This window comes from Aureimonas sp. CAS, from assembly GCF_059838215.1.
Genome location: NZ_CM187563.1, coordinates 3,529,655 through 3,552,208, shown reverse-complemented (window position 1 = coordinate 3,552,208; position 22,554 = coordinate 3,529,655). Strand labels below are relative to the sequence as shown.

Annotated in this window: 21 protein-coding genes, 1 pseudogene and 1 riboswitch; of the genes and pseudogenes, 4 read left to right on the top strand and 18 right to left on the bottom strand. The window is 69.6% G+C overall.

All coding sequences use genetic code 11. From position 1 onward, the window contains the following. The first annotated feature begins 59 nt into the window (after positions 1-59). Positions 60-995 (top strand): choline ABC transporter substrate-binding protein, encoded by a 936-nt coding sequence (choX, locus tag AC6R2M_RS17180; RefSeq protein WP_500484258.1) that lies wholly within the window; start codon positions 60-62, stop codon positions 993-995. A 215-nt stretch (positions 996-1,210) separates the two neighbouring features. Then, positions 1,211-2,716 (top strand): choline-sulfatase, encoded by a 1,506-nt coding sequence (gene betC / locus AC6R2M_RS17175; RefSeq protein ID WP_500484256.1) that lies wholly within the window; start codon positions 1,211-1,213, stop codon positions 2,714-2,716. 165 nt (positions 2,717-2,881) lie between these two features. On the opposite strand, the pseudogene AC6R2M_RS17170 reads toward betC, so the two are convergent. The 7 genes and pseudogenes from AC6R2M_RS17170 to AC6R2M_RS17140 form a co-directional block, all read right to left on the bottom strand. Further along, positions 2,882-3,861, bottom strand: a pseudogene (locus AC6R2M_RS17170) (ParB/RepB/Spo0J family partition protein). Positions 3,862-3,922: 61 nt separating this feature from the next. Next, on the bottom strand, positions 3,923-4,711 hold the full coding sequence (locus AC6R2M_RS17165) for a ParA family protein (RefSeq protein WP_500484254.1): 789 nt from the start codon (positions 4,709-4,711) through the stop codon (positions 3,923-3,925). 69 nt (positions 4,712-4,780) lie between these two features. After that, positions 4,781-5,422, bottom strand: a complete 642-nt coding sequence (gene rsmG / locus AC6R2M_RS17160) for a 16S rRNA (guanine(527)-N(7))-methyltransferase RsmG (RefSeq protein ID WP_500484252.1) — start codon at positions 5,420-5,422, stop codon at positions 4,781-4,783. Next, the gene (mnmG, locus tag AC6R2M_RS17155; protein WP_500484250.1) at positions 5,419-7,287 is read right to left on the bottom strand and encodes a tRNA uridine-5-carboxymethylaminomethyl(34) synthesis enzyme MnmG; all 1,869 of its coding nucleotides are present in this window, start codon (positions 7,285-7,287) and stop codon (positions 5,419-5,421) included. Before mnmG ends, rsmG begins: the two co-directional genes overlap by 4 nt. Positions 7,288-7,321: 34 nt before the next feature. Next, entirely contained in the window at positions 7,322-7,861 is a 540-nt protein-coding gene (locus AC6R2M_RS17150; protein ID WP_500484248.1) for a GNAT family N-acetyltransferase, read from the bottom strand. A 1-nt stretch (position 7,862) separates the two neighbouring features. Further along, positions 7,863-9,179, bottom strand: a complete 1,317-nt coding sequence (gene mnmE, locus AC6R2M_RS17145; protein WP_500484246.1) for a tRNA uridine-5-carboxymethylaminomethyl(34) synthesis GTPase MnmE — start codon at positions 9,177-9,179, stop codon at positions 7,863-7,865. 60 nt (positions 9,180-9,239) lie between these two features. Next, positions 9,240-10,907: a long-chain-fatty-acid--CoA ligase gene (locus tag AC6R2M_RS17140; RefSeq protein ID WP_500484244.1), complete on the bottom strand. Its 1,668-nt coding sequence runs from the start codon at positions 10,905-10,907 to the stop codon at positions 9,240-9,242. A gap of 195 nt (positions 10,908-11,102) precedes the next feature. Between AC6R2M_RS17140 and AC6R2M_RS17135 the strand changes: the two genes are divergently transcribed. Together AC6R2M_RS17135 and AC6R2M_RS17130 are read left to right on the top strand one after the other, a co-directional pair. Beyond that, the gene (locus tag AC6R2M_RS17135; protein WP_500484242.1) at positions 11,103-12,017 is read left to right on the top strand and encodes a class I SAM-dependent methyltransferase; all 915 of its coding nucleotides are present in this window, start codon (positions 11,103-11,105) and stop codon (positions 12,015-12,017) included. Positions 12,018-12,019: 2 nt separating this feature from the next. Continuing rightward, the gene (locus AC6R2M_RS17130) at positions 12,020-12,748 is read left to right on the top strand and encodes a pseudouridine synthase (protein ID WP_500487643.1); all 729 of its coding nucleotides are present in this window, start codon (positions 12,020-12,022) and stop codon (positions 12,746-12,748) included. A 273-nt stretch (positions 12,749-13,021) separates the two neighbouring features. Here the strand turns inward: AC6R2M_RS17130 and AC6R2M_RS17125 are convergent, their stop codons facing one another. The 11 genes from AC6R2M_RS17125 to AC6R2M_RS17075 all read right to left on the bottom strand — a co-directional run bounded on the left by AC6R2M_RS17125 (position 13,022) and on the right by AC6R2M_RS17075 (position 22,539). After that, entirely contained in the window at positions 13,022-13,450 is a 429-nt protein-coding gene (locus tag AC6R2M_RS17125; protein WP_500484240.1) for a pseudoazurin, read from the bottom strand. After that, the gene (locus tag AC6R2M_RS17120) at positions 13,440-14,240 is read right to left on the bottom strand and encodes an ABC transporter ATP-binding protein (protein ID WP_500484238.1); all 801 of its coding nucleotides are present in this window, start codon (positions 14,238-14,240) and stop codon (positions 13,440-13,442) included. The genes AC6R2M_RS17125 and AC6R2M_RS17120 overlap by 11 nt, the downstream gene beginning before the upstream one ends. Beyond that, positions 14,237-15,214, bottom strand: coding sequence for a FecCD family ABC transporter permease (locus AC6R2M_RS17115; RefSeq protein WP_500487641.1), 978 nt, complete (start codon positions 15,212-15,214; stop codon positions 14,237-14,239). Before AC6R2M_RS17115 ends, AC6R2M_RS17120 begins: the two co-directional genes overlap by 4 nt. Before the next feature lie 113 nt (positions 15,215-15,327). Further along, positions 15,328-16,353: an ABC transporter substrate-binding protein gene (locus AC6R2M_RS17110; RefSeq protein WP_500484236.1), complete on the bottom strand. Its 1,026-nt coding sequence runs from the start codon at positions 16,351-16,353 to the stop codon at positions 15,328-15,330. Between the two features lie 220 nt (positions 16,354-16,573). Next, positions 16,574-16,811: riboswitch (cobalamin riboswitch) on the bottom strand. Positions 16,812-16,921: 110 nt separating this feature from the next. Then, positions 16,922-17,491 (bottom strand): SH3 domain-containing protein, encoded by a 570-nt coding sequence (locus AC6R2M_RS17105; RefSeq protein WP_500484234.1) that lies wholly within the window; start codon positions 17,489-17,491, stop codon positions 16,922-16,924. A gap of 126 nt (positions 17,492-17,617) precedes the next feature. Beyond that, the gene (gshB, locus tag AC6R2M_RS17100; RefSeq protein ID WP_500484232.1) at positions 17,618-18,556 is read right to left on the bottom strand and encodes a glutathione synthase; all 939 of its coding nucleotides are present in this window, start codon (positions 18,554-18,556) and stop codon (positions 17,618-17,620) included. A gap of 72 nt (positions 18,557-18,628) precedes the next feature. Continuing rightward, positions 18,629-20,524: a potassium transporter Kup gene (locus tag AC6R2M_RS17095; RefSeq protein ID WP_500484230.1), complete on the bottom strand. Its 1,896-nt coding sequence runs from the start codon at positions 20,522-20,524 to the stop codon at positions 18,629-18,631. 179 nt (positions 20,525-20,703) lie between these two features. Next, entirely contained in the window at positions 20,704-21,075 is a 372-nt protein-coding gene (locus AC6R2M_RS17090) for a YraN family protein (RefSeq protein WP_500484228.1), read from the bottom strand. Beyond that, complete coding sequence (rsmI, locus tag AC6R2M_RS17085; RefSeq protein ID WP_500484226.1) at positions 21,072-21,998, bottom strand: 16S rRNA (cytidine(1402)-2'-O)-methyltransferase; 927 nt, start codon at positions 21,996-21,998, stop codon at positions 21,072-21,074. Before rsmI ends, AC6R2M_RS17090 begins: the two co-directional genes overlap by 4 nt. Continuing rightward, the gene (locus tag AC6R2M_RS17080) at positions 21,988-22,272 is read right to left on the bottom strand and encodes a type II toxin-antitoxin system RelE/ParE family toxin (protein ID WP_500484225.1); all 285 of its coding nucleotides are present in this window, start codon (positions 22,270-22,272) and stop codon (positions 21,988-21,990) included. Before AC6R2M_RS17080 ends, rsmI begins: the two co-directional genes overlap by 11 nt. Before the next feature lie 6 nt (positions 22,273-22,278). After that, positions 22,279-22,539: a type II toxin-antitoxin system ParD family antitoxin gene (locus AC6R2M_RS17075; RefSeq protein WP_500484223.1), complete on the bottom strand. Its 261-nt coding sequence runs from the start codon at positions 22,537-22,539 to the stop codon at positions 22,279-22,281. Between the last annotated feature and the right edge of the window lie 15 nt (positions 22,540-22,554).

The window sequence follows — 22,554 nt, the reverse complement described above, 5'->3', positions numbered from 1 at the left end:
CGTTCGCGCGGATCAGGAACGGCTCGTCCCTCTTTCGAGCCGCCGCATGGGAGATTTCGATGACCCGCATTCTCGGCCCGCTCGCGCTCGGCGTTGCGACGCTTCTCACCTCGGGCGCCTACGCGGCCGACCCGGACAGCTGCTCCACGATCCGCATGTCCGATCCCGGCTGGTCGGACATCACCTCGACCAACGCTCTGGCCGGCGCCGTCCTGTCGGGCCTCGGCTACGAGCAGACCGTCACCACCCTCTCGGTGCCGATCACCTTCCAGGCCATCGGCAACAAGGAGATCGACGTCTTCCTCGGCAATTGGATGCCGGCGCAGACGGCCTTCCGCGAAGCGGCCGAGGAGAAGGGGCTGGAAGAGCTGGCTCTCAACCTCGAAGGCGTTCGTTACACCGTCGCGGTCCCCTCCTACGTCGCCGAAGAGGGCGTCGCCGACCTCTCCGATCTGGCCGAACACGCGGATAAGTTCGGCTCCAGGCTCTACGGCATCGATCCCGGCTCGCCGGCCAACGAGAACCTGCAGGGCATCGTCGATTCGCCCGATTTCGGCCTGAACGGCTGGGAGGTCGTCGCCTCCTCCGAGCAGGGCATGCTGGCGCAGGTGGCGCGCGCGGAGCGCGGCAACCAGTGGATCGCCTTCCTCGCCTGGGAGCCGCATCCGATGAACGCCAACATGGACATCACCTATCTGTCCGGCGCCGACGACTTCTTCGGGCCCGACTACGGCCGCGCCTCGATCTACACCGTCGCGCGCGAGGGCTACGCCGCCGAGTGCCCGAACGCCGCGACGTTCTTCTCCCAGCTCACCTTCACGGTGGAGCAGGAGAACGACATGATGGCCCGCCTCGCCGAGGGCACCGCGGCCGATCAGGCGGCCCGCGCCTATCTGACCGAGAATCCGGACGTGCTCGACGCCTGGCTCGACGGCGTCACCACGCTGGACGGACAGCCGGGGCTGGAGGCGGTCCGCGCCGAGCTGGGGCTCTGATCTAGCGCGCCGCGCCCTTCATGCCCTCACCCGTCCGCACCGCGTTCCGCGATGCGTCCACCCTCTCCCCTGTGCGGGGAGAGGAATGGCGCTCAAGCCCGAAACGCTGGCAGAAAATGGCTCCATTCTTCTCCCGCTTGCGGGAGAAGTTGGCCCGAAGGGCCGGATGAGGGCCTGACATCCGCAGACATCTCAGAACCATCGAGACCTCCCGCATGACCCGCCCGAACGTCCTTGTCGTCATGGTCGACCAGCTGGCCGGCCCTCTCTTCCCGGACGGGCCGGCGGACTTTCTCCATGCGCCGAACCTCAAGGCGCTCGCCTCCCGCTCGCTGCGCTTCGCCAACACCTATACGGCGAGCCCGCTCTGCGCCCCGGCGCGCGCGAGCTTCATGGCCGGCCAGCTGCCCTCGAAGACCCGCGTCTACGACAACGCCGCCGAGTTCTCCTCCGAGATCCCGACCTTCGCTCATCATCTGCGCCGCGCCGGCTACGAGACCTGCCTGTCGGGCAAGATGCACTTCGTCGGGCCGGACCAGCTGCACGGCTTCGAGGAGCGGCTGACGACCGACGTCTACCCGGCCGATTTCGGCTGGACGCCCGACTGGTCCCGCCCCAACGAGCGGATCGACTGGTGGTACCACAATCTCGGCAGCGTCACGGGCGCGGGCACGGCCGAGATCACCAACCAGCTCGAATATGACGACGAGGTCGCGCATTTCGCGCGCTCGAAGCTCTACGATCTCTCGCGCCGGCAGGGGGAAAGGCCCTTCCTTCTCACCGTCTCCTTCACCCATCCGCACGACCCTTACGTCGCGCGGCCGCAGCACTTCGCGCTCTACGAGGACAGCCCGGCCCTCGACCCGGCGGTCGGCCGCATCGCCTACGAGGATCAGGACGCGCATTCGCGCCGCCTCATGGACGCCTGCAACGACCGCGAGTACGACATCACGCCGGAGATGATCCGGCGCTCGCGCCAGGCCTATTTCGCCAACATCTCCTATCTGGACGAGCGGATCGGCGAGCTCCTGCGGATCCTCGAATCGACCGGGATGGCGGAGAACACCGCCATCCTCTTCGTCTCCGACCATGGCGACATGCTCGGAGAGCGGGGCCTCTGGTTCAAGATGAACTTCTTCGAGCCCTCGGCCCGCGTCCCAATGATGCTGAGCGCGCCCGGTCTCGCCCCGGCCCTCGTCGAGACGCCCGTCTCGACGCTCGACGTCCTGCCGACGCTGGCCGACCTTTGCGGAATCGATCTCGGTCCGGCCGCCGCCTGGATCGACGGCGTCTCGCTTCTGAAGACCGCGCGGGAGGGCGTCCGGCCTCCGGTGCCGCTCGAATATGCGGCGGAAGGCTCGATCGCCCCGATGGTGTCGCTGCGCGACGGCCGCTGGAAGTTCAACCGCTGCCCGGCCGACGCCGACCAGCTCTTCGACCTTTCCTCCGATCCCCACGAGCTGACGGATCTCGCCGCCGATCCGGCCTACGCCGAAGAGGCGGCGCGGCTCGCCGCGCTCGTTTCGGATCGCTGGGATCTGTCGGCTTTCGAGACGGCGGTGCGCGAGAGCCAGGCCCGGCGCCACGTCACCTACGAGGCGCTGCGGAACGGCGCCTATTACCCGTGGGACCACCAGCCGCTGCAGAAGGCGTCCGAGCGCTACATGCGCAACCACATGGACCTGAACGTCCTGGAGCACGAAAAGCGCTTCCCGCGCTGACGGGATTCTGCCGCGCGGACGCCGAGCCGATCGTTCGGCGTCTCCCGTTCAGTCCACGAACCTCGAGCATCGGCTCGAAAATCGGAATCGATTTTCGGAAAGCCTGATGCGTCAATTCAAAGAGTTAGAGCGACCTTTGTGCGTCCGTTCGGACGCGACCGCGCCCTAGAGCGAGCGCACCTTCGGCTCGCTCGCGGCCCGGCCGGAGCGCGCGCGCAACAGGCGGCAGAGCTCGTCGAGCTGGTCGAGATCCGCGAAGTCGAGCGACAGCCGGCCCTTGCCGCCGGAGCCTGCGAGCTCGATCGAGACCGGCATCGAGAGCGATTCCGACAGGAGCGATTCCAGCGCCAGCGTGTCCGGGTCCTTGGCGGCCTTCTCCTTGGCCTTCCGTGCCGTGGCGGGCTTCTCCGTCGGCGCGGTGTCCTGCGGCTCTGCGGCGACCCGCGCCGCCTCCTCCGCCTCGCGGACGCTCATGCCGCCCTCGACGATGCGGCGGGCGAAGGCCTCCGGGTCGGCGGCCGAGACGGCGGTGCGCGCGGCGCCCGCCGACAGCTCGCCCGCCCGCACCATGTCCTTCACGCCCTCGGGCAGCTTCAGGAGCCGCAGCGTGTTGGCGACATGGCTGCGCGACTTGCCGACGATCTCGGCGAGGTCGTTCTGCGTGTAGCCGTGCTCGCGGATCAGCGCCTCGTAGCCCATCGCCTCTTCGACGGCGTTGAGGTCGGCGCGCTGGACGTTCTCGATGATGGCGATCGCCAGCGTCTCGCGGTCGGTCAGGTCGCGCACCACGATGGGCACGTCCGCCACCCCGGCGATTTGCGAGGCCCGCCACCGGCGCTCGCCCGCGACGATCTCGAAGGGCGCGCCCTCCCCCCGCGGCGGCGCACCAGGATCGGCTGCACCACGCCGTGGACGCGGATCGAGGCCGCCAGCTCCTCCAGCGCCGCCTTGTCGAAGGTCCGGCGCGGATTCTCGGGGTTCGGGGCGAGCTGCGAGGGCGGCACGCGGCGCTCGCCCACCGGCCCGGCCGGACCGCCCGGCAGCGCGAAGGCGGACGATCCGCCCGGCCGTGCCGTTCCCGCGCCGCCACCGATCAGCGAGGCCAGACCGCGTCCCAGACGCGCCCGCGACTTGTCGTCACTCATGGACGCGCTCCCTTCTCAAACCCCATGCCAGAAGCGGCTCGTTCCGTGGCCGGCACGATCCTCATGCCGCCACCCCGAGGCCGCGTTCGCGCTGGATCACCTCCGACGCCAGCCGGATATAGGCCTGACTTCCCGAACACTTCATGTCGTAGAGGATCGCCGGCTTTCCGAAGGACGGCGCCTCCGACACCCGGACATTGCGCGGGATGATCGTGTCGTAGACATGGTCGCCCATATAGGCGCGCACGTCCTTCACCACCTGGCTCGCCAGATTGTTGCGCCCGTCGAACATGGTCAGGACGATGCCGTGAAGGCCGAGCGCCGGGTTCAGCGTGTCGCGCACGCGCTCCACCGTCTCCAGAAGCTGGCTCAGACCCTCGAGCGCGAAGAACTCGCACTGGAGCGGCACGAGGATGGAATCGGCCGCCGCCATGGCGTTGATCGTCAGAAGGTTCAGCGAGGGCGGGCAGTCGACGAGCACGAAGTCGAAATGCGCGTTCTCCACTGTGTGGAAATGCAGCGCGTCGCGCAGACGATAGGCCCGGCCGCTGGCGCTGGCGATCTCCATCTCCAGTCCCAGCAGATCGAGCGTGGACGGCACGACCGACAGGTTCGGGACGGCCGTCGGCGAGGCGGCCTCGGTGATCGAGGCGCGCTCGGTCAGGACGTCGTAGGACGAGATCTCGCGATCGTCCTTGTCGATGCCTAGCCCGGTCGAGGCGTTGCCCTGCGGATCGAGGTCGATGAGCAGCGTCCGCCGGCCGATGGCCGCGAGCGCGGTCGCCAGATTGATGGCGGTCGTGGTCTTGCCGACGCCGCCCTTCTGGTTCGCGATGGTGATGGTCCGCATTCCGGACCCGGAACGATTATCCAAATCCGCACCCCTGACCGGACGTTGAACGCCCGACCGTTGACGGTCCTACGCGCGGCCTCGCAGCCTGCGCAGTTCGAGCACGACCGATTCGGGTTCGCCCGTTGACGGATGCTTTACCATATCGAATCCGAACTGTTGAGAGGCGGCGGCCACCTCGGCCGGGTGATCCCGGCCTTTCGGAAAGAGGCACAGCGCGTCCTCGCGCAGATGCGGGGCGACCCATGCCAGAAGCGTTTCGAGCGGCGCCAGGGCCCGCGCGGTGACCACGTCCGCCCTCGCGATGACCGGCCCGCAGGCTTCGATGCGTTCCGCGCGGACGTCGCAGTCGAGCGCCAGTTCGCGCGCGACCGTGCGCAGGAACGCGGCTTTCTTGCCGACGCTCTCGACCATCGTCACCCGCCCCGCCCCGCGCTCCTTGAAGAGGATCGCGAGGACGAGCCCCGGCAGCCCGCCGCCGGAACCGAGGTCGACCAGCTCGCCCGTCCCGTCCGGCACGAGCGTGCCGAGGAGAAGCCCCTCCTCGAAATGCCGCTCCCAAAGATCCGGCAGGGTCGAGGGCGCGACGAGATTGGTCCGCTTCTGCCAGGTCCGCAGAAGGCTTTCATAGGCGTCCAGCCGCTCCGCCGTTTCACGTGAAACGCCGCGGCGCGCAAGAACGCCCGCCCGCTGAGAGGCGAGCGCGCTCATGCGGCGCGCGGAAGGGCGGCGCGGCGCAGGGCCACGAGAAGCAGCGCGAGGGCCGCCGGCGTCATGCCGTCGATCCGCCCGGCTTCCGCGAGCGTGCGGGGCCGGCGGGCGGACAGCTTCTCGGCGATCTCGCGCGACAGACCCTTCAGGGACACGAAGTCGAAATCGGCCGGGATCTCCACCGCCTCTTCGCGCCGCAGCGCGGCCTGATCGCGGCGCTGGCGGTCCAGATAGACGTCGTAGCGCGCTTCGGTTTCCAGCCGCTCGTGCAGCCTCGGCGCGATGTCCCGCAGCTGCGGCCAGACCGCGCAAAGGGCCGGGAGCGCCATGTCCGGCGCCGACAGGAGCTGCCACGCGCTTCGCACGCGCCCGTCCTGGTTCACGTGAAGCCCTCGGCGGGCCGCCTCGGTCGGCGTAACCGTCAGCGAGCGCAGGAGATCGGAGGCTCGGGTCAACCCCTCCTCCTCCGCCACGAAGGCGGTGGCCTGCTCGCTTTCCACGAGGCCGAGCTCGATGCCGCGCGCGGTCAGCCGCCGGTCGGCGTTGTCGGCGCGCAGCGACAGGCGGAACTCGGCCCGCGAGGTGAACATGCGGTAGGGCTCGGAGACGCCCGTGCGCGTCAGATCGTCGACCATGACGCCGAGATAGGCCTCCTCGCGCCCGAAGGTCGCGGGCTCCGCCCCGCCCGCCCGGCGCGCGGCGTTGAGCCCGGCCAGGAGACCCTGCGCGGCCGCCTCCTCATAGCCCGTCGTCCCGTTGATCTGACCGGCAAGGAACAGGCCCGGCACGGTCCGAACCTCCAACCCGCGCGTCAGCTCGCGCGGATCGACATGATCGTATTCGATGGCGTAGCCGGGCCGCAGGACCTCCACCCTCTCCAGCCCCGGGATCGAGCGCAGGAAGGCGTGCTGCACGTCCTCGGGCAGCGAGGTCGAGATGCCGTTCGGATAGACCGTGTCGTCGTCCAGCCCCTCCGGCTCGAGGAAGATCTGGTGGCCGTCGCGGTCGCCGAACTTGACGATCTTGTCCTCGATCGAGGGGCAGTAGCGCGGGCCCGTCCCGGCGATCCGCCCGCCATAGAGCGCCGAGCGCGACAGGTTCTCGCGGATGATCCGGTGGGTCTCATCCGTCGTGCGGGTGATGCCGCAATCGATCTGCGGATTGGCGATCGCGGTCGTCGCCCAGGAGAAGGGCACCGGGTTCGCGTCCGGGCCCTGGCGGTCGAGCCCGTCCCAGTCGATCGTGCGGCCGTCGAGCCGGGCCGGCGTGCCGGTCTTCAGCCGGCCGAGAGAGAGGCCGAGGCGGGACAGTGTCGCGGACAGTCCGGTCGAGGCCGCGTCGCCCATGCGGCCTGCCGGAATCTGCCGCTCGCCGATATGGATCAGCCCGTTCAGGAAGGTGCCGCTCGTCAGCACCACCGCCCCGCAGGCGATGCGGCGGCCGTCGGCCATCGAGACGGCGACCGGACGACTGGCCTCGAGTTCGAGATCGAAGGCATCCCCCTCGACGACATCGAGACCGTTCCGGCTCCGGATCAATCCTTGGATCGCAGCGGCGTAGAGCTTGCGATCGGCCTGGGTGCGCGGCCCGCGCACGGCCGGTCCCTTGCTGCGGTTGAGCAGGCGGAACTGGATGCCGCCCGCATCGGCCGCCCGGCCCATCAGTCCGCCGAGCGCGTCGATCTCGCGGACGAGATGGCCCTTGCCGATTCCGCCGATCGCCGGGTTGCAGCTCATCGCGCCCACCGTCTCGAAGCGGTGGGTCAGGAGGGCGGTCCGCGCGCCGGCGCGCGCGGCCGCATCCGCCGCCTCGCAGCCGGCATGGCCGCCGCCGATGACGACGACGTCGTAGGAAAGTTCGCTCATGGGGAAAGGGTTAAGCCCCCGTCCCGCCGGCCTGTCAATCGGGGCCGTGACCGCTCCCGCGATCGCCCTCGGCCGGAGGCGGCGGTCGAAGCCGTGCCATCCAGTGCGCATCCACCAGAACGCCGTCGCGCAGGACGGACTGGCGCGCCGTGCCCTCCACCTCGAAGCCGAGGGAGCGGTAGAGCGCGATCGCGGCGGCATTGTCGACATTGACGTCCAGCTCGACGCGGCGGAGCCCGAGCCAATTGTCCGCGACGTCGAGGAGCGCCGTCAGCAGCGCCCGTCCGATCCCGCGACGGCGCCAATCGTCGTGGACGCCCATTCCGATCGTCCCGACATGGGCGCGGCGCCGGGCCAGCGGCACGAGCCCCGCCGAGCCGACGATCTGTCCGTTCCGGTCGGCAACGAGCGAGACGGCGTTCGACCCCGGCGAAAACAGCCGCTGCCGGACGCTCTCCTCGCTCTCGAAGGGCACGCGCAGCGTGCCGTAGCGGAAGCCCGGGAGGTTCATGAGCGCGGTCAGCCCTGGCACGTCGCCCGGGTGGCTGGCGCGGATGACGACGTCCTGGTCCATCTCACTTGCCGATGCAGAATTCGGAGAAGATCACGCCCAGAAGCTCCTCCACCCCGCGCCGGCCCGTCAAGGCGCCCAGCGCGTCGTCGGCCCGGCGCAGGGCTTCCGCCACGATCTCGGGCGGCAGATCGGCCAGCGGCTCCTCCGTCAGGATCGACAGCGCGCGGGCCAGCTGCAGCCGGTGGCGCTCGCGGGTCGGGACCGGCTGCAGGCTTTCGCCGGCCCGGCTCTGCGCCTCCTCGCCGATCCGCCGCACGAGCGCGTCGAGCCCCGCGCTGGTTCGCACGGACACCGCGCCCGCCTCGGCCTTTGGGTGCAGATCGGCCTTGGTGGACAGGTGCCAGACCCGTTCCGGCTCGACCGCCTCGACCAGCGTCCCGTCGGGGGCCTCGCCGGCCGGCGTCAGCAGAAGCACGAGGTCGGCGCCCGCCATCGCCGCCCTGGCGCGCTCGACGCCGATGGCCTCGATCGCGTCCCCGGTCTCGCGCAGCCCCGCCGTGTCGATCAGGCGCACCGGCACGCCGGACAGGTCGAGCGCGACCTCGATCGTGTCGCGCGTCGTGCCGGCGATGTCCGAGACGATCGCGGCCTCGCGCCGGGCGAGCGCGTTGAGCAGGCTCGACTTGCCGGCGTTCGGCGCCCCGACTAGGGCGACGCGGAAGCCCTCGCGCAGGATTTCGCCGCGCGAGGCACCGGAGAGATGGTTCGCGATCTCGGCCGCGATCGCGCGAACGGCCGGCAGCACGGCGGAGGCGACGTCCTCGGAGACGTCGTCCTCGTCCGAGAAGTCGAAATCGGCCTCCAGCATGGCGCGGGCGTGGAGCAGCCGTCGCGACCAGTCCTCGTAGAGCGCGCGATGGGCGCCCCCGGCCTGGAGAAGCGCCTGCCGACGCTGGCCTTCGGTCTCGGCGGCCAGAAGGTCGGCGAGGCCTTCCGCCTCGGTGAGGTCGATCCGGCCGTTGGCGAAGGCGCGCCGGGTGAACTCGCCGGCCTCGGCCAGCCGGATTCCGGGAAGCGCGGCCAGGGCGGCGAGCGCGGCGGCGACCACCGCCCGTCCTCCGTGCAGATGGATTTCGGCCATATCCTCCCCGGTCACCGAGCCGGGGCCGGGAAAGAAGAGGACGAGCCCCCGGTCGATCGGCCCGCCGGACAGATCGCTTATCGTGCGAAGCGCGGCGCGGCGCGGCTCGGGAACGGCGCCGGCCAGGCGGGACAGGGCCTCGCGGGCCGCCGGGCCGGAGACGCGCAGAACCGCCACGCCCGCCGGCAGCGGGCCGCTGGAGAGCGCGGCGATGGTGTCGTCGGGCGCGATGCTCATCGCCGCCCGGTGCCATGTCCGCCCCGCCCCGTCAAACCAGGCGGGCGGCGGCGCGGGTCGCTATTTGCGCAGTTCGCGGCGCAGGATCTTGCCGACATTGGTCTTCGGCAGCTCGGGCAGGAACTCGACCGCCTTCGGCCGCTTGTAGCCCGTCAGCTTCTCGCGGCAGTAGGCCTTCACCTGCTCCTCGGTCAGCGAGGGGTCGCCCTTCACGACGAAGAGCTTCACCGCCTCGCCCGACTGGTCGTCCGGAATGCCGACGGCCGCGGCCTCCGTCACGCCCGGCATGTGGGTGACGACCTCCTCGATCTCGTTCGGATAGACGTTGAAGCCCGAGACGTTGATCATGTCCTTCTTGCGATCCACGATCTTGAACGCGCCGGTCGCGTCCATCACGCCGATGTCGCCGCTCTTGAAGAACCCGTCGGCGGTGAAGGCCTTGGCGGTCTCCTCCGGCCGGTTCCAGTAGCCCTTCATCACCTGCGGGCCCTTGATGACGATCTCGCCGCGCTCGCCCTGCGGCAGTTCGCGCTCGTCCTCGTCGATGATCTTCATCTCGGTCGAGGAGATCGGCATGCCGATCATCCCGGTGAAGGCCTTGGAGGTGATGTCGTTGGCCGAGGCGACCGGCGAGGTCTCCGACAGGCCGTAGCCTTCGCAGACGGGGCAGCCGGTCAAATCCAGCCAAAGCTTGGCGGTGGCCGGCTGAACCGACATGCCGCCGCCCATGGAGACGATGAGGTTCGACCAGTCGACCTGCTTGGCGTCCGGGTGGCGCGCGATGGCGCCGAACAGCGTGTTGACCGCCGGGAAGAGGTGGAAGCGGTGCTGCTTCAACTCCTTGATGACGGCCGGGATGTCGCGCGGATTGGTGATCAGGATGTTGCAGCCGCCCGTGCGCATAGCGAGCATCATGTTCACGGTGAAGCCGAAGATGTGGTACAGCGGCAGGGCGCAGACCGTGTGCGGCTGCTCGCCGTCCTTGACCTTGCGCAGCGCCGGGTTGAACCAGAGCTCGGACTGCAGCACGTTGGCGATGACGTTTCCGTGCGTCAGCGTCGCGCCCTTCGAGGGGCCGGTCGTGCCGCCCGTGTATTGCAGCACCGCCACGTCGTCGAGCGAGCGCTCCACCGGGCGGTAGGAGGCCTTGGCGCCGCGCTTCATCGCCTCGGACCAGGTGATCGAGCCCGGCAGCGAATAGGCCGGAACCATTTTCTTGACCCGGCGCACCACGAAGTTAACGAGCATGCCCTTGAGCGGCGCCAGCGTCTCGCCGATCGAGGCGACGATCACGTGCTCCACCGGCACCGACGCGCGGCACTTCTCCAGCGTCGCCGCCATGTTCTCCAGGATCACGATCGCCTTGGCGCCGGAATCCTTCAGCTGGTGCTCCAGCTCGCGCGGCGTGTAGAGCGGGTTGGTGTTCACCGCCACGAGGCCGGCCCGCATCACGCCCGCGATGGCGATCGGATATTGCAGGACGTTCGGCATCATCAGGGCGACGCGGTCGCCCGCCTTCAGCCCCAGCGACTGGAGATAGGCGGCGAAGGTCTTGGACGCCTCGTCGAGCTCCCGATAGGTCAGGGTCTTGCCCATGAACTTGAAGGCGGCCTTGTCGCCGTGCTTGGCGAAGGCCTCGCCCAGAAAGTCCGCCAGCGACTTGTAGGAATGCGGCGGCAGTTCGACGGGCACGCCGCTCGGGTAGTGCTCGATCCAAGGCTTGTTCATCGGCGTCTCCTCCTCATCAGCCACTGACCCTCACTATACAGAGCGACATCCAAAACGGAACATCTTCCGTTTACGTCAAAGGCCCCTCGTCGTTGAAATTCGAGGTTGCCTTCCGGCGCTCGCGGTCGACAGCACATCACACGGGTTCGCGGCCGGAGGTTCCTCGGCGGGCGGAAGCTGCTATGGCTCGCAGCCGTGACCGACCCTGTCTTCCTCCACGGCGTCTACGGCGCCCCGCCGCCCGCTTTGGCAAGCCCCGAGCCGGGCGCGATCCAGCATTCCGCGCACCGGCCCGGCGCCGCCGCGATCGAGGCCTCGCCGGATGCCGCCTTCGCCTCCTTCACCATCCTCGCGCCCCCCGGCGCGGTGGAGCGGCGCTTCGTCCTGGCGCACGCATTGCGGGCGCTGAAACCCGGCGCGCGGCTGACGGCGCTCGCCCCCAAAGCGCAGGGCGGGGCGCGCCTGCGCGCCGAGCTGGAAGAGTTCGGCTGCCTCGTCGCCGAGCGCTCCAAGGCGCATCACCGCATCTGCGAGACCGAGCGCCCCGCCGACGCTCGGGGCCTTGCCGAGGCGATCGAGGCCGGCGGCCCGCGCTTCGACGAGAGCTTAGGCCTCTGGACGCAGCCCGGCATCTTCGCCTTCGACCGGATCGATCCCGGCTCGGCGCTCCTGATCGAGCATCTGCCCAGGCTCGCCGGGCGCGGCGCCGATCTCGGCTCGGGCCTCGGCGTGCTGTCGCGGGCCGCTCTCGCCTCGCCCAAGATCGCCGAGCTTCACCTCGTCGAGCTCGACCGCCGGGCCGTCGAGGCGGCGCGCCGCAACGTCGAGGACGAGCGGGCGGTCCACCATTGGGCCGACGCCCGCCATGTCCGGCTGGAGGGGCTCGACTTCGTCGTCAGCAACCCGCCCTTCCATTCCGAAGGCGTGGAAAGCCGCGCGCTGGGGCAGGACTTCGTGCGCGCAGGCGCCGCCCTTCTCCGGCGCGGCGGCACGCTCCATCTCGTCGCCAACCGGCACCTGCCCTACGAGGCCGTGCTTCGCGAAAAATTCGCGCGGGTCGACACGGTGGCGGAGGCTGCCGGCTACAAGATCTTCGAGGCCGTGAAGTGAAGATTCCCACCGCCCGTCTCGACAGGCTTCTGGCCAATCTCGGCTACGCCTCGCGCCGCGAGATCCAGCTTCTGGCCAAGGCCGGGCGCATCCGCCTCGACGGCGCGCCGGTCGCCTCGGCCGAGGAGAGGATCAAGCTGACGCCGGATCTGGAGGAGCGCCTGATCGTCGACGGCGAGGCGCTCGATCCGCTGCCGGGCGTCGTCCTGATGGTGAACAAGCCGCTCGGCACCACCTGCTCGCACAAGGAGGCCGGACCGCTCATCTACGACCTTCTGCCCACGCGCTGGCGGCGGCGCGACCCGGCGCTCTCCACCGTCGGCCGGCTCGACAAGGAGACCTCGGGCCTGCTCCTGATGACGGACGACGGCGCCCTCCTCCACCGCATCATCTCGCCCAAGCGCCACGTGCCCAAGCGCTACCGCGCCGAGCTCGCGCGGCCTCTCCAGGGCAGCGAGACCGGGGTCTTCGCCAGGGGAACCTTGATGCTGGAGGGAGAGGACAAGCCGCTCCTGCCCGCCGAAATGGAAGCGATCGGCGAGCGGACCGCGCTCCTGACGGTCCACGAGGGGCGCTACCATCAGGTGCGGCGCATGTTCGCCGCCCTCGGCAACCACGTCGAGGCGCTGCACAGGGAGGCGGTTGGCGGGCTGGAACTGCCCGGCGATCTCGCCCCCGGCGCGATCCGGCGGCTCGGCCCGGCCGAAATCGCCGCGATCTTCGAAGGTTAGAGCCTTTCAGCCCGTTACGGACTCACTCTGTTTGCCGTTCGCCGCTCGCGTTCCGCGAGAAGGGTCGCGATGGTCGTAGCGGGCTACGGCCGAGCGAGCCGACGAAGTGGACGCCCGGCGAACGCAAACCCGAAGGGCCGGGTGCATTCGGTCCGATCCCGTCGTGGTCGGCCTACGGCCGTAGCCCCGCTACGACCTTGTCCGACCCCTCGACCTCGAACACGAATGCTTCCCGGCAGAGTGTTTCCGTAACAGGCTGAAAGGCTCTAAGACTCAGTCGCCCGCGCGGGCGAAGATCTCCTCGAAGCGCTCTCGCGCCCGCGACGGCAGATCGGCGGCGGAGAGATCGGTGTCGAGCGGACCGTCGCCCACCTGCACCACCATCACCATGCCCATACCGAGATGCGGCGAGCATTTGATGCCGTAGGTGCCCTCCACGTCGAAGGTGACCTCGATCTCCTCGTCGATGCGCCCGATGAAGGGCTCCGCGCCCTCCGGCATCATGCCCTCGATCGAGGCCGCGTTGTGCGAGCGGTGGCCGACGAGGAAGCGCACGCTGTCGCCCGGCGCGATTCGCAGATGGTCCGGCTCGTAGACCATGGAGCCGGTCTCGCCCCGGTTCAGCATCCGCACCTCGTGGGTCTCGGACAGAGCCGGCGCGGCGGCGAAGAGAAGGGCGGCGAGCGCGACGTCAGGACGCAAGGCGGAACTCCCGGTGCTTGGCGGCGCGGGCGGGCCGCGCGTAGCGGATGAAGGGGCGGCCGTCCTCGCCCGGCTCGACGCGGGCCGCAACGCCGAAGACCCGCGACAGGCGCTCGGCCGTCAGGATCTCGGCCGGGGTGCCCAGCGCCTCCAGCCGCCCGCCGTGGAGCACGGCGATGCGGTCGCAGAACATCGCCGCGTGGTTGAGATCGTGCAGCGCGGCCACGACCGTCAGATCCTGCGCCTCCACGAGATCGAGGAGCGCGATCTGATGGTGGATGTCGAGATGGTTCGTCGGCTCGTCCAGCATCAGGATGCGGGGCTCCTGCGCCAGCGCGCGGGCGATGTGCAGGCGCTGGCGCTCGCCGCCCGAGAGCGTGTGCCACAGCCGGTCGGCGAGATCGCGCATGCCGACCTTGCCGAGTGCCTCGTCCACGATCGCGCGGTCCGTCTCGGAGAAGGGCCGCAGCGCGCTCAAGTGCGGCGTGCGGCCGAGCTCCACCGCCTCGCGGGCGGTGATGCGCTCGGCGGTCTCGGCCTGCTGCTCGACGAGGGCGACGGTGCGCGCCATCTCGCGGCGGGGCAGCTCGGTCAGCGGCGTCCCTTCGAGCCGGACCTGCCCCGAGGCGGGCGGGCGCAACCCCGCCAGAAGCGCCATCAGGCTGGTCTTGCCCGAGCCGTTCGGCCCGACGATGCCGAGGAACTCGCCCTTGCGGACGTCGAGCGAGACGTCGTCGACGATCCGGCGGCGCGCGGCGCCCCAGACGAGATCGGTCGCGGTCAGGATCATGCGCCGACCCTCCGGCGCATGAGGATGAGCGCGAAGGCCGGCGCGCCGACGAGCGCGGTGATGACGCCGATCGGGAGCACCTGCCCCGGCACGACATTGCGCGACAGGATGTCGGCCGCGATCATGAAGATCGCCCCGATGACCGCGCAGGCGGGCAGGAGCACGGTGTGGCGCACGCCGAAGAGAAGCCGCGCGGCATGCGGCACGACGAGGCCGACGAAGCCGATCGAGCCGACGATCGAGACCATGACCGCCGTCATCAAGGCCGCCGTGCCGATCAGGATCGCGCGAACGCGCCGCACGGGCACGCCGAGCGAGGCCGCCGACTGCGCGCCGAAGGTGAAGGCGTCGAGCGCGCGGGCGTGCAGGATGCAGACGAGGAAGCCCGCGATCGCCACCGGCACGGCCAGCGAGACGTCCGGCCAGCGCACGCCGGAGAGGTTGCCCAGAAGCCAGAACATGATGCCGCGCGCCTGCTCGGCCGTCGCCGACTTGGTGATGACGAAGGAGGTGAGCGCGTTGAAGAGCTGCGATCCGGCGATGCCGGCGAGAATGATCGCGCCCGCGCCGCTGCCGGCGCGCAGCGCCAGCGCCGAGACGAAGCCGAAGGCGAGAAGAGCCCCCGCGAAGGCGCCGAGCGACATGGTCACCGCGCCGGCCCCGAGCCCGACGATCGCGACCGAGACCGCGCCCGTGGAGGCGCCGGCCGAGATGCCGAGGATGTAGGGGTCGGCGAGCGCGTTGCGCAGGAGCGACTGCAGGATGGCTCCGGACAAGGCGAGCGAGGCACCGCAGGCGCCCGCGACGATGGCGCGCGACAGGCGGTAGTTCCAGACGATGCCCTCGTCGATGCGGTCGAGCGGATAGGCCGCGCCGAAGAGGCGGTTGGCGAGCGTCTTGGCGACGGTGTCGAGCGGGATCGCGGTCTCGCCGATGGAGGCGCCGAGCGCGAGCGCGCCGAGAAGCGAAAGGATCGCGGCGAGCGTCCAGGCGGCGGGCGAGAGGCGCCCGCCGGAGCCGGACTTCGGCACGGCGGGGGAAGAGGCGCCGGACACGCCGCCCCACCCGCCCGAAACGGACTCGGCGCTCACCGGGCCAGGCCGGCGCGCGACAGGCCCTCCGCCAGAACCTCGATGCCCTCGATGGTGCGGATCGTCGGGTTCATGGCCTGCGCGTCCATCACGACGACGCGGTCCTCCTGCACGGCCTCCATGAGGCTGGCGACCGGGTCCTCCTCCAGGAAGCGGAGCTTCACGGCGATGTCGTCGGCGGGGAAGCGGCGGCGCTGCATCTCGCCCGCGACGATAACGGTCGGATCGGCCCGCGCGATGGTCTCCCAGCCGACCGTCGGCCATTCCTCGTCGCTCTCGATGACGTTGGTGACGCCGAGCGTTTCCATGATGTAGCCCGGCGCGCCGTTGGAGCCCGCCACATAGGGGTCGATGGCGAGATCGGCGGAGGAGAACCAGAAGACGGCCGAGACCTCGCCGTCGAGATCGGCGATCTTGGCCTTGGCCTCCTCCTCGCGGCGGATCAGGTCGGCGACGACGCGCTCGCCCTCCTCCTTCACGTCGAAGATCGCGGCGAGCTCGCGCACCTCCTGATGGATGAGCGCCATGGTGAAGGGCTCGCGGCGCACGCCGTCGCCGCCGTCGGAATTGTCCTTGCCCACGCAGTCGGCAGGAGAAATGTAGACGTCGATCCCGAGATCCTCGAACTGCTCGGGCGTCGCCACCACGCCGGCCGGGCCGACCTGCCATTCGAACTGCGAGGTGACGAGGTCGGGCCGCTTGTCGACGACGCTCTCGAAGCTCGGATCGTTGTCGGCGAGGCGTTCGATCCCCTCGTTCACCTCCTCGAAGCCTTCGAGCACCGGACCGATCCACAGGGCGGTGCCGACGACGCGGTCCTGAAGACCGAGGAGATAGAGGATTTCGGTCATGCTCTGGCCGATGGAGACGACGCTGACGGGCGCCTCCTCGAAAACGACGTCGCGGCCGCAGTTCTGGAGGGTCAGCGGATAGGCGGTGTCCTCGGCGAGCGAGGCGCCCGTGGAGACGAGCAGCGCGGCGCCGGAGACGAGCGAGAGCGCGGCGAACTTCAAATGCGACATGAATTGACCCTTCGAAAGCGAAAGCGGCGTTTTGTTATAACATAACAGATCGCTTGTCGAAGGGTTTCGCGGCGTTGCCGCACCCGGCTTTTCCGGGCGGTCGGATTGGTTTTGAAAGGCGAATGGGAACAGCCGCACGCGGAGCGCGGGCCGGGACAGGGCCGTCATGAACATCCTTTCCGAGCATCCCCGCTCGAAGAAGTGGATCGAAAGAGCGCATGGGCGCTCCGTTCCGACGGCAGGTCTCCTGGCTCGCGGATCTGGCGCCTCTCACCTGCCTTCCCGCGACCTCGGTCGCAGTGGCATGGCGCCCGGCTTCGGGCGTCACGAGGGTGATCGGCATCCGCTTACAGTTGCGGGGGCAGCCACGGCTTCGGCCCCGATTGGGTCGTCCTCACCGTGTTCCCTTTTAATCCCCGTCCGTCACCGGACCGGGAACCGTCGCCGACAGGTATAGGCGCCGGTTCGAAAGCCGGTCAAGGCGGGCGGGTGCCCGAACGAAAGGGCCGCCCGGAAGGCGGGGATGATCTCCCCGCCTCTCGGACGGCCCTCCCCGAACGTTCGGGTGCTAGTTGATGCGGCCTTCCAGGACGAGTTCGCCCGGACGGATGCGGCGGGGATCGTCGCGCCAGTCACGACCGTCGTCACGCCAGTCGCGGCGGTCCTCCCGCCATTCGCGACGGTCCTCGCGCCAGTCCCGGCGGGCCTCGCGGCGCCAGTCGCGACGGTCGTCGCGCCAGTCGCGATCGTAGCGGCCACGGTCGCGGTAGAAGGAGCGATCGCGATAATGATCGTCCCAATAGGTGCCGATCTGGAAGGTGACGGTCGGCGCGGCGATGCGCTCGACGACGCGCGGCCCGGTGTAGCGGGTGCCCCGCTGCTCGAAGGCGAGGTAGTTCGACGACATCCAGCCGCGCTGGCCGTAATAGTCGACGTCGCACCAGGAGCGGTTGGACAGGCAGCCGAAGACGCGCACGTCGTCACCGGCCGGCACGACGTTGACGGCCGGGTAGGCCGTGGAGGGGCCGGCGCGCAGATTGACGTTGCCGGTCGCGAAGGCGGTCGCGGCGGAGGCGATGCCGGGAACCAGCATCGCGCCGGCGAGAATGAGGGTGGTCAGTTTCAGGCGGCGGGTCATGAGGGGGCGTCCTTCGAGATTGGCCCTTGTTCGATGATCCCATTCAACCATCCGGCGTCCGAACGGTTGCCGAACGCCCTGTTCATCGGGCGTTCAGCGCCTCGCCTCGGCGTCGCGGAGCAACGGTCAGCGCCTGGCCTCGACCGCGTCCCAGAACAGCACCGCGATGTCGGCGCCGCCGAAGCGCTTCACCTCGCGGATGCCCGTCGGCGAGGTGACGTTGATCTCGGTCAGATAGTCGCCGATCACGTCGATGCCGACGAAGATCTGGCCGCGCTCCTTCAGCGCCGGGCCGATCCGCTCGCAGATCTCCCGCTCGCGCGCCGTCAGCTCCGTCGCCTCGGCGCGCCCGCCGACATGCATGTTGGAGCGCGCGTCGGTCTCGGCCGGAACGCGGTTGATCGCCCCCACCGGCTCCCCGTCGATGAGGATGATGCGCTTGTCGCCCTTTCGCACGTCCTTCAGATAGCGCTGGACGATGAAGGGCTCGCGGAAGAGGAGCGCGAAGGTCTCCATGAAGGAGGTGAGGTTGCGGTCCTCCCGCGTCAGATGGAAGACGCCCGCGCCGCCATTGCCGTAGAGCGGCTTCATGACGATCTCGCCATGCTCGGCGCGGAAGGCGGCCACCTCCTCCGGGTCCTTGGTGATCAGCGTCTCCGGCATCAGGTCGGTGAATTCGGTGACGAAAATCTTCTCGGGCATGTTGCGCACCCAGCCCGGGTCGTTGGCGACCAGCGTCCTGGGGTGGATGCGCTCCAGGAGATGGGTCGAGGTGATGTAGTTCATGTCGAAGGGCGGATCCTGCCGGAGGAGGACGACGTCCATGCTCGACAGGTCGACGCGCTGCGGCTCGCCGAGCGTGAAGTGCTTGCCCTGCTCCTCGCGCAGATTCATCGCCTCGACGCGCGCGGAGACGACGCCGTCGCGGAAGGTCAGCCGGTCGGGCGTGTAGTGGAAGAGCTCGTGGCCCCGCCGCTCCGCTTCCAGGCACAGGGCGAAGGTGGAATCGCCCTTGATGGTGATCGAGGAGACATGGTCCATCTGGACCGCGACCTTGAGGGCCATGCGCAACCGTCCTTCGTTCGAGGCGTCCGCCGGAGGCGGTAGCCGAGCGGGGCCCGCCCGGCAAGCCGGTCATCAGATGGCGAGCTGCTGGCCGAGTTCCACCACGCGGTTGGTCGGCAGCTTGTAGAAGCGCGTCGCGTCCGTCACCTGCCCGTAGAGCGCGATGTAGAGCCGGTCCTGCCAGGCGGGCATGCCGGTCTCGGACAGGGCGCGCAGCGAGCGCCGCGACAGGAAGAACGAGGTCGACATGATCTCGAACTTCAGGACGCCCTGCTTCTTGGCGAGCGCCAGCGCCGCCGGCACGTTCGGCTCCTCCATGTAGCCGAAGGTCAGGGTCATGCGCTTGAAGCGCGGATGCAGCTCCTCGACCTCCACCCGGTCCCGCTCCGAGACGCGCGGCCGGTTCGAGGTCTTCACCGTCAGGACCACGTTCTTCTCGTGCAGCACGCCGTTGTGCTTGAGATTGTGCAGGAGCGAGGAGGGCGCGACGTCCTGGTCTCCGCACATGAAGACGGCGGTGCCCGGGGCGGTCGCGGGGTGCGAGCGGTCGAGCATGGAGAGGAGGGCGACGAGCGGCATGGCCGCGCGCGCGGCCTTCTCCTGAACGATCCGGGTGCCGCGCACATAGGTCGCCATGACGATGAGAAGGATCGTCGCCAGCGTCAGCGGCGCCCAGCCGCCGGCGAAGATCTTCAACAGGTTCGCGCCGAGGAAGGTCGTCTCCAGCATGAGGATCGGCACCATGACGAGCGCGATCCTCGCCCAGGACCATCGCCAGACGCGGCGGAACACCACGATGGCGAGCGTCGAGGTCGCCATCATGTTGCCGGAGACCGCGATGCCGTAGGCGCCGGCCAGCGCCGAGGAGGTCTGGAAGGTGAGCACCAGCGCGATGACGACGACGAAGAGGAGGAGATTGACCTTCGGAATGTAGATCTGCCCCACATGCTCGGGCGAGGTGTGGCGGACCTCCATGCGCGGCAGAAGGCCGAGCTGCACGGCCTGATGCGTCAGCGAGAAGGCGCCGGTGATGACCGCCTGGCTGGCGATGACCGTCGCCATGGCGGCGAGGATCACCAGGGGCAGAAGCGCCCAGCCCGGCGCCAGCAGGAAGAAGGGATTGGCGACCGCCTCCGGCTGGTCGAGGATCAGCGCGCCCTGGCCGAGATAGTTCAGCGCCAGCGCCGGGAAGACGAGCGTGCCCCAGGCGAAGCGGATCGGCCGGGCGCCGAAATGGCCGAGATCGGCATAGAGCGCCTCGGCGCCCGTCACCGCCAGGAAGACCGTCCCGAGAATGGCGAGGGCGAGGAAGCCGTGGTCGGTGATGAAGCGGATCGCGGCCAGCGGATTGATCGCGGCCAGGATCGAGGGGTCGTCGCCGATATGGATCAGCCCGAGCCCGCCCATGACGAGGAACCAGACGAGGGTGATCGGGCCGAACAGGCTGGCGATGCGCGCCGTTCCGTAGGCCTGCGCCGCGAAGAGCACGGTCAGGATGACGAGCGTCAGCGGAAGCGCCAGATCGGCGAGGCTCGGCGAGACGAGGGCCAGGCCCTCCATCGCCGACAGCACCGAAATGGCCGGCGTGATGACGGCGTCGCCGTAGAAGAGGGAGGCCGCGATCATGCCGACGGTCAGGACGATCAGGCCGGTGGAGCCGTGGCGGCGCGCCAGGGCGAGCAGCGTCAGGACGCCGCCCTCGCCGTTGTTGTCGGCCTTCAGGATCAAGGCGACGTATTTGCCCGAGACGACGACCGTCAGCGTCCAGAGCAGCAGCGAGACGATGCCGATCACGTCTTCGGGATCGACCATGCCGTTGCCCGCATGCAGCAGCGCCTCGCGCAGTGCGTAGAGCGGGCTGGTGCCGATGTCGCCGTAGACGACGCCGATCGAGCCGAGGACGAGGGTCGCGAAACGGGGGCGGGACGCCGATGCGTCTCCCGTCTCACTCTGGTGGTAGACGGACATTGTAAGGTCTTCGAACCCGAAGCCGAAGGGGAACGCGTCCTTCCAGGACGCCGCGACGTCGCGCAATGGGGCGGCGTACCGGAGGAGGCAGGGCGTCGCGGCTTGTGGGCGCTAAGCCTCCGGTGTTCGCGGCGCGGGGCTTTACGCCCTTCCGCCGCGCTTGAAAAGCCCCCTGCCCCTCAGCGCGCGCCGGGCTCCCATGCGCCCGCCACATGGATGGGCCAGCGCCACGGCACGACGGCGACGATGTCGTAGCGCAGCGACAGGCGGTGCGCGTCCGGCCGCCCCGCCAGCCAGAGATCGCCCGCCGCCTCGATACGGCGCCGCGCGGTGGGCGTGACGGCGTCGATCGCGGCCGCGACCGAGCGCCGCGCCTTCACCTCCACGATGGCGACCGTGTCGCCCCGCCGCGCGACGAGGTCGATCTCGCCGAGCCTCGTGCGGTGGCGGATTGCGAGAATCCGGTAGCCCTTGCAGCGCAGGGCGAAGGCGGCGAGCCATTCGGCGCGGTGGCCGAGCCGGAAGCCGGCCTGCCGACGCGCCCGCGTCACGCCGAGCCCTTGAGCTCCAGCGCGCGGGCATAGAGCTCGCGCTTCGGGCGCCCGGTCAGACGCACGGCTTCGGCCGCGGCCTGGGAGGGCTTCATCTCGGCCAGGAGACCGGCGAGGATCGTGTCCACATCCGCCTCCCCCGCGTCCTCGGCAGGGGCCGGAGGCCCGACGCAGACCACGATCTCGCCGCGCACGTTCTCCTCGCCCGCGAAGCGCTCCGCGAGCTGCGGCAGGCTGCCGCGATAGATCGTCTCATGCAGCTTCGTCAGCTCGCGGCATACCGCCGCCGGCCGGTCCCCGAGGACCGAGGCCATCTCGGCGAGGCTCGCGGCGATGCGGTTGGGCGATTCGAAGAAGAGAAGCGTTCCCGGCACCCGGACGAGCTCCTCGAGCCGCTTGGCGCGCGCCACCTCCTTCGACGGCAGGAAGCCGGCGAAGAAGAAGGCGTCGGAGGGGAGGCCCGAGGCGAGGAGCGCCGAAACCGGCGCCGAGGCGCCGGGGATCGGGATCACGGAGATGCCCGCCTCGATCGCCCGCTCGACCAGCCGGAAGCCCGGATCGGAGACGAGCGGCGTCCCGGCGTCGGAGACGAGCGCGACGGAGCGGCCGGCCAGAAGCTCAGCGAGAAGCGCCTCGCCCGACGCCGCCTCGTTGTGCTCGTGATAGCTGACGGGCCGGCGCGAGATCGCGAAGCGCTGCAGGAGCTTGGCGGTGACGCGCGTGTCCTCGCAGGCCAGCATGTCAGCGCCCGCGATCGTCTCCAGCGCCCGGATCGTGATGTCCGACAGGTTCCCGATCGGCGTCGCGACGAGATAGAGCCCGGGTTCGGGGCGCGGCGCCGGGAACGTCGTGCCGCGAAGGGTGAAGGAGGCTGCCGCGCCGTCCGTCGGCCTGCGAAGAGCGTGTTCGCCTTCACCGTCCATGGATCTCGCTCCCCTTGTAGCGGACGCGGAGAATCCGGACGCTATCAGGTCCGATCCGATAGAGGATCAGGACCTTGCGATCGAACGCCAATGTCCGCGCGCCAGAACGCAATTCGTCGCGAGCGCGCCCGCTCGCGGGAAACTCCGTCAGGAGTTCGGCACGTTGTCGAAGATCGCGAACGAAACGTGCGGCGGCGGCGGGATTCTCTCGGGCGATGAAGGTCGCTATCCCTTCGATGTCGCGTTCAGCCGACTTCGTGAAGAAGAGCCTCAACGGCATTCACTCTTCAGCCGGCAGAGGGAAGCGCTTCTCCAGACGCGCAAAGACTTCGGACGCCGGCACGTCCGGTCGCGGATCTCTCTCCGCTTCGTCGATCATAGCGCGTAGCTCCTCGACGTCGAAGTCGTCTTCCCGGTCGAGAGCGCGCAGACCCTCGCGTAGGACTTCATCGGCGGTGTCATACTCGCCGGACGCCAGACGACGCTCCAGGCTCTCCTGCTCCTCGCCGAGCGTCACCGTAACGGTCTTGACCGCGGACATGGCCCGTCTCCTTCG